The sequence below is a fragment of the Rossellomorea vietnamensis genome (assembly GCF_025398035.1).
Lineage (GTDB): Bacteria > Bacillota > Bacilli > Bacillales > Bacillaceae_B > Rossellomorea > Rossellomorea vietnamensis_B.
Genome location: NZ_CP104558.1, coordinates 1,809,387 through 1,823,324, shown reverse-complemented (window position 1 = coordinate 1,823,324; position 13,938 = coordinate 1,809,387). Strand labels below are relative to the sequence as shown.

General features: G+C 45.1%; 19 protein-coding genes. All 19 read left to right on the top strand.

From position 1 onward, the window contains the following. Positions 1-308: 308 nt before the first annotated feature. The 19 genes from N5C46_RS09320 to N5C46_RS09230 all read left to right on the top strand — a co-directional run bounded on the left by N5C46_RS09320 (position 309) and on the right by N5C46_RS09230 (position 13,875). Entirely contained in the window at positions 309-1,376 is a 1,068-nt protein-coding gene (locus N5C46_RS09320) for a DmpA family aminopeptidase (protein ID WP_261751812.1), read from the top strand. 16 nt (positions 1,377-1,392) lie between these two features. Beyond that, positions 1,393-1,884: a kinase gene (locus N5C46_RS09315; RefSeq protein ID WP_261751811.1), complete on the top strand. Its 492-nt coding sequence runs from the start codon at positions 1,393-1,395 to the stop codon at positions 1,882-1,884. Positions 1,885-1,900: 16 nt separating this feature from the next. Then, on the top strand, positions 1,901-2,332 hold the full coding sequence (locus tag N5C46_RS09310) for a cytidine deaminase (RefSeq protein ID WP_261751810.1): 432 nt from the start codon (positions 1,901-1,903) through the stop codon (positions 2,330-2,332). 46 nt (positions 2,333-2,378) lie between these two features. Continuing rightward, positions 2,379-2,852, top strand: a complete 474-nt coding sequence (locus N5C46_RS09305) for a GNAT family N-acetyltransferase (RefSeq protein ID WP_261751809.1) — start codon at positions 2,379-2,381, stop codon at positions 2,850-2,852. Continuing rightward, the gene (locus N5C46_RS09300) at positions 2,833-3,642 is read left to right on the top strand and encodes an MBL fold metallo-hydrolase (protein ID WP_261751808.1); all 810 of its coding nucleotides are present in this window, start codon (positions 2,833-2,835) and stop codon (positions 3,640-3,642) included. Before N5C46_RS09305 ends, N5C46_RS09300 begins: the two co-directional genes overlap by 20 nt. Positions 3,643-3,732: 90 nt before the next feature. Then, positions 3,733-4,299 (top strand): AAA family ATPase, encoded by a 567-nt coding sequence (locus tag N5C46_RS09295; RefSeq protein ID WP_261751807.1) that lies wholly within the window; start codon positions 3,733-3,735, stop codon positions 4,297-4,299. Between the two features lie 39 nt (positions 4,300-4,338). After that, positions 4,339-4,935, top strand: coding sequence for a GNAT family N-acetyltransferase (locus N5C46_RS09290; RefSeq protein ID WP_261751806.1), 597 nt, complete (start codon positions 4,339-4,341; stop codon positions 4,933-4,935). A 26-nt stretch (positions 4,936-4,961) separates the two neighbouring features. Further along, complete coding sequence (locus tag N5C46_RS09285) at positions 4,962-5,846, top strand: alpha/beta fold hydrolase (RefSeq protein WP_261751805.1); 885 nt, start codon at positions 4,962-4,964, stop codon at positions 5,844-5,846. 17 nt (positions 5,847-5,863) lie between these two features. After that, a complete protein-coding gene (locus N5C46_RS09280) occupies positions 5,864-6,433 on the top strand; it encodes a class I SAM-dependent methyltransferase (RefSeq protein ID WP_261751804.1) in 570 nt (189 codons plus the stop codon). Positions 6,434-6,697: 264 nt separating this feature from the next. Further along, positions 6,698-7,984 (top strand): histidine--tRNA ligase, encoded by a 1,287-nt coding sequence (locus N5C46_RS09275; protein WP_261752325.1) that lies wholly within the window; start codon positions 6,698-6,700, stop codon positions 7,982-7,984. 184 nt (positions 7,985-8,168) lie between these two features. Beyond that, on the top strand, positions 8,169-8,999 hold the full coding sequence (locus N5C46_RS09270; protein WP_261751803.1) for a glycerophosphodiester phosphodiesterase: 831 nt from the start codon (positions 8,169-8,171) through the stop codon (positions 8,997-8,999). 293 nt (positions 9,000-9,292) lie between these two features. Further along, the gene (locus N5C46_RS09265; protein ID WP_261751802.1) at positions 9,293-9,712 is read left to right on the top strand and encodes a MarR family winged helix-turn-helix transcriptional regulator; all 420 of its coding nucleotides are present in this window, start codon (positions 9,293-9,295) and stop codon (positions 9,710-9,712) included. Between the two features lie 12 nt (positions 9,713-9,724). Further along, positions 9,725-10,918, top strand: a complete 1,194-nt coding sequence (locus tag N5C46_RS09260; RefSeq protein ID WP_261751801.1) for an MFS transporter — start codon at positions 9,725-9,727, stop codon at positions 10,916-10,918. Positions 10,919-11,113: 195 nt separating this feature from the next. Further along, a complete protein-coding gene (locus tag N5C46_RS09255; protein ID WP_261751800.1) occupies positions 11,114-11,590 on the top strand; it encodes a GyrI-like domain-containing protein in 477 nt (158 codons plus the stop codon). Positions 11,591-11,702: 112 nt separating this feature from the next. After that, on the top strand, positions 11,703-12,176 hold the full coding sequence (locus tag N5C46_RS09250; RefSeq protein ID WP_229593200.1) for a DUF2975 domain-containing protein: 474 nt from the start codon (positions 11,703-11,705) through the stop codon (positions 12,174-12,176). A 9-nt stretch (positions 12,177-12,185) separates the two neighbouring features. Then, positions 12,186-12,407, top strand: a complete 222-nt coding sequence (locus N5C46_RS09245) for a helix-turn-helix domain-containing protein (RefSeq protein ID WP_034762209.1) — start codon at positions 12,186-12,188, stop codon at positions 12,405-12,407. Positions 12,408-12,409: 2 nt separating this feature from the next. Beyond that, positions 12,410-13,225, top strand: coding sequence for a DUF817 domain-containing protein (locus tag N5C46_RS09240; RefSeq protein WP_261752324.1), 816 nt, complete (start codon positions 12,410-12,412; stop codon positions 13,223-13,225). Then, the gene (locus tag N5C46_RS09235) at positions 13,222-13,476 is read left to right on the top strand and encodes a hypothetical protein (protein ID WP_261751799.1); all 255 of its coding nucleotides are present in this window, start codon (positions 13,222-13,224) and stop codon (positions 13,474-13,476) included. The genes N5C46_RS09240 and N5C46_RS09235 overlap by 4 nt, the downstream gene beginning before the upstream one ends. A gap of 114 nt (positions 13,477-13,590) precedes the next feature. Then, the gene (locus tag N5C46_RS09230) at positions 13,591-13,875 is read left to right on the top strand and encodes a DUF3784 domain-containing protein (RefSeq protein ID WP_261751798.1); all 285 of its coding nucleotides are present in this window, start codon (positions 13,591-13,593) and stop codon (positions 13,873-13,875) included. Positions 13,876-13,938 lie beyond the last annotated feature (63 nt).

Sequence of the window (13,938 nt, the reverse complement as noted above, 5' to 3'; positions counted from 1 at the left end):
GGTTTAGACCTTTATTGGTCAAAGCCGTTTTTTCTGGTGCATCCAAATTAAGAAGATTCGACGTTGAGGCTTGATTCCACTTGAAACCGGCATGATTAAATCCAGTCTCGCACGATTACCTTCAGTCCCGCATGAAAAATCCAGAACCCGCACGATTTTTTATAATCCCGCATGATTACCTGGCGAGGAATGTCATTACCCAAGAAAGGATTGAGTTTATATGAATATTTTGGAATAATTGGTATGTATAAGACTAGCTTTCTTCACAACCAAAATTTTCGGAATATTCACCTAATGGAGGGGCCACGATGAACAATCCTGCACAAAAAAGAATCCGGGACTACGGAGTGAAAATAGGAAAGTTAGAAACGGGTCCCAATAATTCTCTTACTGATGTTGAAGGCGTAACGGTCGGTCATGTCACCCTTAGTGAAAATGACGGGCAAACGGGCGTCACGGCGATCCTGCCTCACCAGGGAAACCTATTCAAAGAGAAGCTCATCGCCACCACCCATGTCATCAACGGGTTCGGCAAGACGATGGGCACGATTCAAATCAATGAACTTGGAACCTTGGAAACTCCCATTCTATTAACGAACACATTGAACATCGGTACAGCCGCCGACGCCCTCTTCGATTACATGCTCGAACAGAATCCTGAGATCGGCAGAACGACGGGGACCGTCAATCCCGTGGTGTGTGAGTGCAATGACATGTTTTTAAACGACATTAGGGCACGTTTCATCACGAAAGACCATGTCCGGCAGGCGTTGGAAAACACTTCGTCATTCGTTGAAGAGGGGACGGTAGGAGCCGGTACCGGCATGCTCTGTTACTCCCTTAAAGGCGGAATCGGGACGGCTTCACGGATCATGAAGATGGAACACGGGACCTACACAATGGGTATCCTCGTTTTGACAAATTTCGGGATACTAAGCGACCTGACCATAAACGGAAGGGCCGTCGGCGAAGAACTGAAGGAGAGAATCCTCCAAACCCGCGAAGAACAGGACAAAGGCTCGATCATCATCATTGCAGGGACGGACCTCCCCGTGTCAGAAAGACAGCTCAACCGAATCATCAAGCGGACGATCACAGGATTATCCCGTACAGGCTCCATCATCACAACCGGGAGCGGCGAAGTGGTCATCGGCTTCTCGACGGCAACGAAGATCCCCCATGACCATACGTCCCAATGCATGTCCGCCCCGATGATCCATGAAGAAGAAATCGACCTTGCATTCCGCGCCATTGGAGAAGCGACGGAAGAAGCAGTATTGAATTCATTGATTACGGCAACGCACGTGGTGGGCAGGGATGGAAATGAAAGACCGGCATTAAAAGATTTACTGAAAAAATACACTATACAGCTATAACCACCTGGGAGGAATTATGGAATCAACATTGATCATCATACGAGGAAATTCCGGCAGCGGAAAAACAACGACCGCCAAACGTCTTCAAGAACATTTTGGAAGGGGGACGCTCCTTGTTTCCCAAGATGTCGTCCGCCGCGACATGTTAAAGGTACAGGACCGGGACGGCAACCTGTCCATGGACCTGATCAGGCAGATCGCAGAATACGGCAGAGGGAAATGTGAAAACGTCATAGTGGAAGGAATCTTCACTGAACAACGCTACGGCGATATGCTTCGGCAGTTAATCCAATTTTATAACGGAAAAGCCCATACATACTACTACGATTTATCGTTTCAAGAAACCGTCCGCCGACATAACGCCCGTTCAAAAAGGACAGAATTCGGGGAGGATTCTTTACGTGCATGGTGGAATGCAGAGGACTATCTCCGTGTGGATGGAGAAGTGCAATTGACGGATGAAATGACGGAGGATGAGGTAGTGGAAATGATTTTAGAACAAATATGAAAAAAGGAAGTGCAACATGTTAAACGTTAAACCCTTAGAAGAAAGAGACTATGAACTGATCAAAGAAGCAGAAAGAGTCATAGAAACGAATTACCGGTACGGTCGGCATCACATCGGTTCAGCCGTCAGAGCAACATCGGGAAAGGTCTATGCAGCTGTCCACGTCGAAGCAAACGTCGGCAGGATCACCGTCTGCGGCGAAGCGATGGCTCTTGGGAAATCCATCTCTGAAGGGGACCATGAATTCGAAACCATTGTCGCCGTCGCCCACCCCCATCCACACGAAGATATCGAGAAATGCTGGGTCGTCGCGCCTTGTGGGATGTGCAGGGAGTTAATCAGTGACTACGGGACACAAACTGATGTCATCCTTTCTTATCGGGGTGAATTGGTGAAATGTAATGTGTTGGAATTGCTGCCTGAGAAGTATGGGAATGAGATGGAGTAATTAATAAGAATGATTGGATCAACGGAGGCATTGCAGGATGAGAGAAATGGAGATTAGGAAAGTAACTCAAAGTGATGTGAAAGAGTTGGCCATATTAATGGATCAGCTTGGCTATCCCACCAGTTTGGACGAGATGAAGTTAAGAATGGCCCAAATCGATTCCACCCCTGACTATCTTACCTTAGTAGCTGAAGTGAAAGGGAAAGTGGCCGGAATGGTTGGGCTGACGAAAGGATATTACTACGAAATGGATGGTTGCTATGTGCGGATTGTCGCCCTGGTTGTCAATTCAGCCTTTCGTAACATGGGCATAGGCCATGAATTAGTATCTGAAGCTGAGAGATGGGCCAGACATATTGGTGCTAAAGGAATCGGACTGAATAGCGGGAACAGGGAAGAGAGATTAAAGGCACATGCTTTTTATCGCAAGAGAGGATATGTGGCCAAGAGTACCGGATTTGCTAAGAGTCTAAATTCAAATGGACAGAAGGAGGCGACCCATGATTCATTTCAAAAATGATTACCTAACCGTTTTCCAAAGCTCGTTATATCAAACAACATCCGCAGTCATACAAACCGGCGACGTGATGATCCTGACTGATCCCAATTGGCTTACAAATGAAGTCCAAGCCATTCGGGAGTATGTGGATAGTGAATTAGGTGCCAAGCAGCTTTATATCATCTACACGCACAGTGATTTCGACCACATCATCGGTTCCGGGGCATTTCCGGAAGCAAAGGTGATCGCTTCAGAAGAATTCAAGCATCACGAACACAAAAAGGAAATCATGCAGAAGGTCAGTGAGTTTGACCAGCGATATTATATTAATAGGGACTACGAGCCCCATTATCCATCAGTGGATCACTCCATATCCCACGACGGAGAAAGGCTCGAAATCGGCTCACTTTCCTTAACTTTTTACAAAGCACCTGGCCACACCCACGATGGCCTTTTCACGGTTATTGAACCTTTAGGCATCTTCTTATCAGGTGACTATCTATCCGATGTAGAGTTCCCTTTCATTTTCAGCAGTTACATAGATTATAAGAAAACGATGAAAAAGGCAGCAACGATTCTGGAAACTCACTCTATTCAGGTACATGTCCCTGGGCATGGATCTGTGACAAATAATCCGGACGAGATCATGAAGAGAATCACGGAATCAACCTACTATATCAATCATCTTTTACAGGGTGGGGAAAAGCTCGAAACCCATTGTCGCGAACAATACCCCTTTTTTGAGGGAATGAAGAGTATCCATTTTGAAAACATAAAGTTGGCTAGAAAAGAGGATGGAGAAGACCACTGACAAATCTTGTTCATGAACAAAAAAGCTGGTCCTTAAATAAAAATAAAATCAAGCGATTTACTAGCAAATAACCCAAAAGGGGGCACTCCAATGAAACTCATCTTACTTTTCGGACCCCAGGCCGTCGGGAAAATGACGGTAGGTCAAGAGTTAGAAAAACGAACAGAATTGAAACTATTCCACAATCATATGACCATCGAATTGCTACAACCTTTCTTTGGTTTCTCGGAAGAAATGTGGAGAATCTGCAACATGCTGAGAGTCGAAATTTTTGAATCCTTCTCAAAAACAGATCAGTACGGGATGATCTTTACCTTTATGTGGGCATTTAACGAAGAAAAGGACTGGAAGTGGGTCGAGAAGGTCACAGACATTTTTGAATCAAATGGGGCAGAAGTCTATTTCGTGGAGCTTGAAACGGATCTGGAAGTAAGACTGAAGCGTAACATCACACCGAACCGACTGCAGCATAAGCCGTCGAAGCGAAATATCGAAGACTCCGAGAAGCGATTGCTAGCTTCCCTGGACACCCATCGCCTGAATTCGGTTGAAGGGGAAATAGAAAGAGAGAAGTATATCAAGATCAACAATACGGATATGAGCCCCGAAGAAGTTGCCGAGAAGATAATAGAAGAGTTTCAACTCGAGCGAAAGTGAGGGACGGACCTCAAATTGAATGCAAAAATAGGAGGACATATGAAAAACAATATCTTTCATTCCCCACCGGCATTAGAAAACGAGAAAATTAAATTGATACCCTTGGAGGTTCATCATTCCGCTGCTCTCCTTGAAGCAAACGATCCGGAGATATGGCGTTTTATGTTTAACGAAATCACAACCCTCGAGCAAATGGACCAATGGGTAACAACCGCCGTCCGGCTACGGGATCAACAAACTGCCTTGCCTTTTGCTGTTGTGTTAAAAGAACAAAATAGAATCATTGGGTCAACCAGATTGTTCGAAATCAACCTCTCACAAAAATCGTGTGAACTCGGTTCAACGTGGTACAGCAAAGAAAATCAGAGGTCTTTCGTGAATTCCAGCTGTAAGTATCTCATTCTTCGTTATTGTTTTGAAGAACTGGGGATGATGCGGGTTCAGCTTAAAACAGATGAACGAAACCTCCGTTCCCAGAAGGCAATTGAACGGTTAGGTGCCGTGAAAGAAGGAGTTCTGAGAAAAGAAAGGATCCTGTCAGGAGGCTATGTCAGAAATGCCGTTCTGTATTCGATCATTGATGAGGAGTGGCCTGCGGTAAAGGCAGGATTTGCTTTGAGGGATTCGAAGTATTGAACTGAAACTTATAAGGAGACACCACCATGCCCAACCTCAAAAACGGAGAATTCACAGTACCTCTTAATGGAATCAATCACTGGGTTAAAATCGATGGCGCTGAAAACCGGACTACCCCCTTGATCATTCTCCATGGGGGACCAGGTGGCAATCATTATGTGTTTGAAAGGACGGCTGGCCCGTTATTGTCAAATGCAAGGACGGTTGTTTACTATGAGCAACGCGGGTGTGGAAGATCGGATAAGCCTTACGCTGATGATGAATATACACTTGACGTATTGATTGAGGATTTCAAAGAACTGAAGGAATGGTTAAGTGCTGAAAGGGTTGACCTTCTTGGCTACTCATTTGGCGGAGAGCTGGCTCTAGAGGTTGCCAATCACTTACCTGAAGAGATTCACCAAATCATCCTGTCAGCTCCAAGTCTTCTCAATACAGACATTCAGAAAATGGTGCAAGTAACCGGGTTTTTGTCTATTGGGGATTCAAATCTAATCAACAAAATATCAGCGTGCTTTCAAACGGAAGGGACTCTTGACACAATCTATAACGAGGTATGGGAGATGGTGAGTCCCGAAATCGTGGACCTATTATTATTTGAAAATCAGGAAATCGCCAAAATAAATCGAGGGTTGTGGGAAGAAAGCAATCTCGTTAACACTGGTCTCATGAACCGTACCCTCACGAACAGGCCGCTTGAAGTCCCCCTTCTTGAACGTCTCAAGGAAATCCATCATCAGATACTCATAATGACAGGAGTGTTTGACCGAAATACTGGTTTGCCCATTTCGAAATTGATCCATTCCAACCTGCCCAATAGCACTCTGATTCAATTTGGGGAAAGTGCCCATTTTCCTGACTTGGAGGAAACAGAAAGGTTTGTAAAGGAGACCAATAAGTTTTTAGATTAGAAAGTGAGGTAACCCAAATGAACAATACCCAAACAGAACTCAAAGTCGTGATCGGCGCAGGAGAATATCATAATAATCCCGGCTGGCTGCATACCCAGGAAGAAGACCTGAACTTACTGGACGAAACGACGTGGCAGAACATGTTCGAAGAAAGTTCGATATCCGTTTTATTAGCAGAGCATGTTTGGGAACACCTTACATACGAAGAAGGTCTGCAGGCAACAAGGATATGTATGAAGTACCTTAAGCGGTCTGGGTATATTCGATGTGCTGTGCCTGATGGATATTTTCCTGATGAAACCTATCAAAGTATTGTGCAGATAGGAGGTCCGGGACCGGAAGATCATCCTGCAGCGAGTCATAAGATTGTCTACAACTATAAATTATTAACTGAGTTATTTGAAGCTGCAGGGTTTGAAGTCAGGTTACTAGAGTATTGTGACGAAAGCGGACAGTTCCATCAAAATAACTGGGATGGTGCTGACGGGGTCATCTTCCGATCCAAGAAGTTCGATCCAAGAAATCAGGGAGAAAGGCTAGCTGCTCCTTCTCTCATCATTGACGCCTTTAAAAGGGGAAATGAATAGTTACCGATAAATCATCAACATATATTGAAAACCATCTTCCGCCGTGATAACATATATGAAAATAAGAGGTGGATAAATATGACTCTCATCAACAAGCAATGCTCATTCACACAATTCCATCATCATAACAAGTAACCTTGCTATCCGATTTTTAACAATCGCACATAGGAAGGTTATTTCCCATAGAACCGCATTTGATTAAGTTATTCGCTTATCAAGTGCGGTTCTTTTTTTATACAAAAAAGGAGGAGAAGAAAGATGAAAATGAAGAAGATGGATTATCAAAATGTCAAAGGGACACAGGATTATTTACCGGAGGCGGAAGTGATCCGAAGGGAAGTCAGGAGGACTCTGGAGGACGTTTTCATCCAATACGGCTGCAAGCCCCTCGAGACCCCTATCCTGAATTACACAGAGTTGCTTGCTTCAAAATATGCGGGTGGTGCTGAGATCCTGGAAGAGATGTATACCTTAACGGATAGGGGAGAAAGGGATCTCGCCCTGCGATATGACCTCACGATTCCTTTTGCCAAGGTGGCGGCCATGAACCCGACCATCCCCATGCCGTTCAAGCGCTATGAAATTGGAAAAGTGTTCAGGGACGGACCTATCAAGGCGGGAAGGTTCAGGGAATTCACTCAGTGCGATGTGGATATAGTTGGCGTCGAATCACAGGTAGCGGAAGCAGAGCTGATGATGATGGCACTGGATGCATTCGGAAAGCTCGATATGAAGGTGACCATTCAATATAATAACCGGAAACTGCTGACGGGGATGCTTGAAGTGTTCGGTGTGGAAGCGGATCAAATCAATCAAGCAGTCTTGATCCTCGATAAACTCGAAAAGATTGGTGTCGAGTCGGTCATCTCAGAACTCTCTGAACTGTCCATTGCGGACAGTACTAGCCGATTGATACAACAATTTTTAACAGACTGTGACAATAACAGATTGGGCTATTTCGAGTCATACGCCGATCAAAACGGCCAAATCAGGGAAGGATTGGATGAATTAAAGGAACTGACTTCCTATCTTGACTTCCTGGAAATCAACGAACAATGCGTGTTTAATCCCTTTTTGGCAAGAGGTCTGGAAATTTACACGGGAACCATTTATGAAATATTCTTAACGGATGGGTCCATCACATCAAGCATCGGTAGCGGAGGACGGTATGACAATGCTATCGGTGGTCTATTGGGAACAGGTGAAAATGTCTCGACCGTCGGTATCTCCTTTGGATTGGATGTCATATATGCAGCGATCATGACGACTAAGCAAAATGGGAAGAAAAGTGCCACCGTTGACTATTACGTCATTCCACTTGGTACCGGGAAGGAAGCTTTACGGGTGGCAAATGATTTAAGGAAAAAAGGCTATATTGTCGAAGTTGAGATGAGCAGCCGGAAATTAGGAAAACTCTTGGAGAAAGCAAATAAAGAAGGGGTACGGAATGTGATTGTTATAGGAGAAGAGGAGGTCCGGAAGAATCAGTTTAAGGTGAAGGATATGGAAACCGGAGAGGAGAAAGTATGGGAGATGAATGCTTTGAAGTAGGCTGCATGATAAGCAAATAATACTACATCACGGTACTTTTTCCTTTTTTGTAAAAATCCCTAAGAAAATAGATCGAAATTTCTTCACACAACCTTTATTAAGATGGGTACCGAACTACATACCCACTTAACATCCCTTCCCTAAAATGTAGTCGAATACATATTAGGGATAGGAGAGGAAGAATATGAACAAAAAGTTTTTAGTCGGTACAGGAATTGCGGTTTCATTATTATTGAGTCCGTTCAGCCAGGCGTTTGCAGAGGAACCGTCAGCAGGTGAGAAAAAGCAAGTAGAGAATATTGCACATCGCGGGGCGGCAGCCTATGCACCTGAAAATACGATCGCAAGCTATGATTTGGCAGTCGATATGAAGGCGGATTATATCGAAATCGATGTTCAACGAAGCAAAGATGGTGAATTGGTTGTCATCCATGATACATCAGTGGATCGCACAACCGATGGATCGGGAAAAGTAGGGGATCTGACACTCGAGGAAATGAAGAGTCTTGATGCAGGCAGTTGGAAAGGCGAACAATTTGCAGGAGAAGAGATTCCTACATTTGAAGAGGTCCTGGATCGCTATCATGGAAAAGTAGGGATTTTAATCGAAATGAAGTCTCCGGAGCTTTATCCTGGTATTGAGGAACAAGTAGCTGATGCATTAAAGGAACGTCACCTCGATACACCGCAAAATGAAAAAATTATTCTTCAATCCTTTAATTTTGACTCTATGAAAAAGATGGATCAACTCCTTCCAAAAGTTCCAATCGGAGTTTTAGCCTGGAGTCAGTCGCAGGCGACACCTGAAGCATTAAAAGAAATCTCTGAGTATGCAGAATGGTTCAATCCAAGCTATGGAATCGTGACAGAACAAGTGGTGGAAGACGTTCACTCTTTAGATATGCAAATTGGATCATGGACAGTGCGCAGTCACGAAGCCGCGGATTTTTTGTTCGACATGGAAGTAGATGCGATTATAACAGACTATCCGGATTATGTGGATCCAAGAAATTAATAGGATAAGAGAACAGAAGCAGCGGATGCTGCTTTTTTTGTGCATCTGAATATTTCATTCTACCTTTGCCCATACTAATCCACACAAGCCCTTTTCGTATTATAGCTCTGACTTGGTTCGTCCAAGTTAACCTACGCCTTACGAAGAAGGGCTAATTTTTTGTTTCTTAATGAAGCATGTTACCCCCAGTTCATTCTCCATTCTCGACAACCCAACAATCATCTGTTACTATATAATAGTTACCTAAGATAACTATTACCCAAGATAACTATATAAAAAGGAGGATCCATTAAATGAAATCGGAACAACAGTTTTTTCAGGAGCTGATCAGGCTCTACAGGCCATTTGAGAATCAATTGAACGTTCAGCTGAATGAACACGGTCTGCATAGGGCTCAGTGGACGATTTTATATAATCTTTATCATAACGGACCTGCTTCCAATGTGGAGATCTCCAACTATCAGAGTGTGGAGAAGCCGACCATTACAAGGACGGTTCATCAGTTGGAGGAAGCGGGCTATATCGAGCGTATTCCCGGAAAGGATCGTCGTGAAAAGCGGATGCAGCTGACGGAGGCGGGGATCGAAGTGTATGAGAGTGCCCGCAAAACCATCGACCGTTTTGAACAGACCATCATGGAAGGGATCAGCGAAGAGAAGCAGCTTGAGATGATGGAAATGATGAAAAAAATCAAAGAAAACTTGAACAGATAAGGAGTTTTACAGATGAGTCAGACACAGTCAAAGCTATGGACGAAGGACTTCACGCTCATGTCTATCGCTAACTTTTTCATCTATTTTATCTTTTATTTATTGCTTGTCACCATGGCGGTCTATGCCGTGGATGAATTCGGTGCATCGGAAAGTCAGGCGGGACTAGTGACCGGGATCTTCATCATCGGGACCTTGATTGGCCGCTTGTTCCTTGGCCGCATGATCACGACCATCGGAAATAAAAAAATGTTGTTTGTCGGCATGATCGCTTTCATTGCCACATCATGCCTGTATTTTGTGGAGGGTGGCATCAGTTTCCTACTGCTTACCCGTTTTCTTCACGGGGTTGCACTCGGGATGGTCAGTACGGCGACCGGTACCATCGTAGCGGAAATCATTCCTGCGAGCCGGAAAGGGGAAGGAATCGGTTACTACAGTATGAGCATCACGCTCGCAACTGCTGTTGGACCATTCTTCGGACTGTTCTTAAGTCAGCATGCAAGCTTCCATACGATCTTTGCTTTCTGTCTTGCCCTTGGGGTCATTAGCTATGTCTTCACCTTGTTTGTGAGAATCCCGGTTGTCAAGAAACCGGCAGGGGAGAGAACGGAGAAAGAACGTCTAAGTCTCTCAAGCTTTATTGAACCAAAGGCACTTCCGATTGCACTTGTTGTACTGTTCGTTTCCCTTGCTTATTCAAGTGTCCTGTCATTCATTAATTTCTATGCCATCGACATCGACCTTGTAGAAGCAGCGAGCGTGTTCTTTGTCGTCTATGCCGTAGCGATCCTTGTATCGCGTCCGTTTACAGGTAGACTGATGGATGCAAAAGGGGCCAAGGCCGTCATGCTGCCTGCGTTTGTCCTGTTCGCGGCGGGATTGTTCCTGCTGAGCGCTGCAGGTAACACGATGATCCTGCTTCTTTCAGGTGTTCTGATCGGACTTGGATTTGGTAATATGCAATCCGTCACACAGGCGATTGCCGTGAAGGCCGTTCCACCTGAGCGTGTCGGGCTCGCCACATCAACCTATTACATTTCCCTGGATGCAGGACTTGGGTTCGGACCGTATGTACTCGGCTTCCTGATTCCCTTGACTGGCTACCGGTCACTGTACATGATCATGGGAATCCTGGTTGCTGCAACACTCGTACTCTACTATTTCCAGGAAAGAAAACAATCGCGCACAGTACTCGCGCATGAATAATCTTAAAGGAGTCCGGCCAATGGTCGGTCTCCTTTTTTTGAGGGACGGACCTCTAAAAGGCATTTGAACTCTATTGATTTCCCGCCCATAAAGGTCCGTCCCTCACCTGTCTATCATGTGCAAGAATGGACAGGAGGGTTTTTGAAATTTCTACTATATTAGTAGAGTGCATGTGAGATGAAAGGCGGGAGAGGGATGGAGTTTAAAGAAATGGTGAAGGAAGCTTTTGTTGTGGTCGGGTATAGCGCTCCGGGAAGCTGGGGTGGAGATTTTGCGTATCCGATACCTGGCCTATGGGAGAAAGCGAAGGAATTCATCACAACGGATCAGGTGGATCAGATTGTAGGAGTCTGCCTTCCCCCAAGAAGCGATGACTACTATTACACCTGTGGGGTGGAGATGGATTCTGTAGCTTTTCGAAGAATGAGAAAGGACGTGACGGTACACCTTTTCAAGAAGCAGAAATACGTCGTATTCAAGCATACGGGTCCTTCCCAAAACATTTCTGCAACCTACCACAAGCTGTGGAAGGTCTTCGATGAGGAAGGATATCTTATTGAAAAAGGAATGCCCGAGATTGAAGTGGTAAACGCGCATTTGTTTGGAAAAGAAGATAGCGGTGAATATGAAATGGACATCTGGATTCCGGTTGGTGAGCATCCCCACGCATAAGGGGGTGCTTTTTAATTATCAATAAACATATCTTAAAAAATAATAAAAATTTATTGTAAATCGATAAACAACATGTTAAATTCATATTATATTATCAAGTGAGGTGCTATGAATGAAACGGGAAACACTTTTTTTGAAGATTGCCCTTTTTCTTATTGCGACTCCCATTGCCGCTTTATGTTTGATCGGATTACCACTGATCGCAATGGAAGCGGCGGGTTCGAAGGTAGCCTATGTCGTTTATGGGATGCTGGCAGTCATGTATGCATCGGCGATTCCTTTTTACACAGCGTTGTTTCAGGCGTTTAAATTGTTAATGTTGATTGACCGGCACAACGCATTCTCTGGGACATCCGTGAAGGCGTTGAAGATAATCAAGAAGTGTGCCATTGTGATCAGTCTCTTCTATGTAGCAGGATTGCCGCTCTTTTATGTGATGGCGCAGGTGGAGGACGCACCGGGCATTATCGTGATCGGGCTGATTTTCATCTTCGGTTCAGCCGTCATTGCCGTTTTTGCGGCGGTGCTCCAGAAGCTACTCTACAATGCCATCGAAATCAAATCTGAAAATGATTTAACGGTCTGAGGTGAAATTATGGCAATTATAATCAATATTGATGTGATGCTTGCGAAACGGAAAATGAGTGTGACGGAGCTTTCGGAAAAGGTGGGAATCACCATGGCCAACCTTTCGATCCTGAAAAACGGGAAGGCAAAGGCGGTTCGTTTATCCACGCTCGACGCGATATGCAAAGCCCTTGATTGTCAGCCGGGAGATTTGCTTGAGTATCAACGGGATGAAGAAGCAGAGTCATGATCATGAGAGCGGGCAAACAACTCCTTCGTTTCGGCTGGGAGCAGGCTCTGTCCTGCTTGTTTCCTGTTGTCATCTTTGCATCTTTGGCGTTGACTCAAATCATTCCGCTTCCCTTCCTGCCGAGGTATGACTGGCTTCTCCTGATCTGCCTTGTGATGCAATGGGGTATGGTGAAATCGGGTCTCGAAACCCCGGATGAACTGAAGGTCATCACCCTGTTCCACCTGATCGGCCTTGCCCTTGAACTGTTCAAGGTACATATGGGTTCGTGGTCTTATCCCGGGGAAGGCTATTCCAAGCTGTTCGGCGTCCCTTTATATAGTGGATTCATGTATGCAAGTGTAGCAAGTTACCTGTGCCAGGCGTGGAGGAGGCTCAAGGTGGAATTGATCAGGTGGCCGCCGTTTTGGGCAGTCGTTGCCCTTGCCGCAGCGATCTACCTGAATTTTTTTACCCACCATTATTGGATCGACATCCGCTGGTGGCTTTCGGGCCTTGTCATCGTCGTCTTTTGGAAAACGTGGGTCGAATATGAGGTGGGTGGGACACGTTACCACATGCCCCTCGCCCTATCATTTGTCCTCATCGGCTTCTTCATCTGGATCGCTGAAAACATCGCAACCTTCTTCGGTGCCTGGGAATACCCGAATCAGACCGAAGCCTGGAGCCTTGTCCACCTTGGAAAGGTCAGCTCATGGCTTCTCCTCGTCATTGTCAGCTTTTTGATTGTGGCAACGTTGAAACGCGTGAAGGGTAAGGGTGGGGCAATCCACATCCCCACCGAACATTCCCAGCAAGGTCAGGAGGGAACAGTTTGAAGAAGCTGGCTTTCGTATTCATATTGATCCACATCATCATCTTTATCCTGTGGATCATGAATTCAGGATACTTATTTTCACCCTTTGGAATGTTGGCTTGGATCGCCATCGTAGCAATCGGGTTTATGATTCAAATCAAGCTGGATAAAGTGAGCATAAATAGAAGAATACTCGCCACCTCAAATGGGTGGATGGTGTTTTTGATGGTGGCAACCGTGTTTATCTATTTTGCTGTCAGCTCCATGCCTTAATATATAGTAGGAACAGGTCCCTTGGTACGCCAGTGGGGCTTTTTTAGTAAAAATATGGAACCTTTCAGGAGCAGAAACGTACATGTACTAACATGAAAAATTGGAGGAATCACTATGGACTACGGTTTGCTGGTGATCGGTCTTGCTCTTGTCCTCGTCTCATATTTAGTCGGGATCAAAAAACAAACTTGGCTGCTTGCGGGCTTCAATGAAAAGATGATCAAAAATAAGTCTTTGTTAGGAACGGTAACGGGGCTTTTCTTTTTTCTTCCATTAGGATTGATTGTGATCATCAATAGCTTAATCGATTATCACTACGAGGGAACCATTCTTGTGGTGGTCATGTTGACTCTTTTAACGGGTGTGTATGTATTCATTAATAGGAGGCTTATGGATTGATGGCTTTCCCTGCCTCATGACCTGTCTCCCGCCTTCACACCCGCCAACACATCCGCTCACACC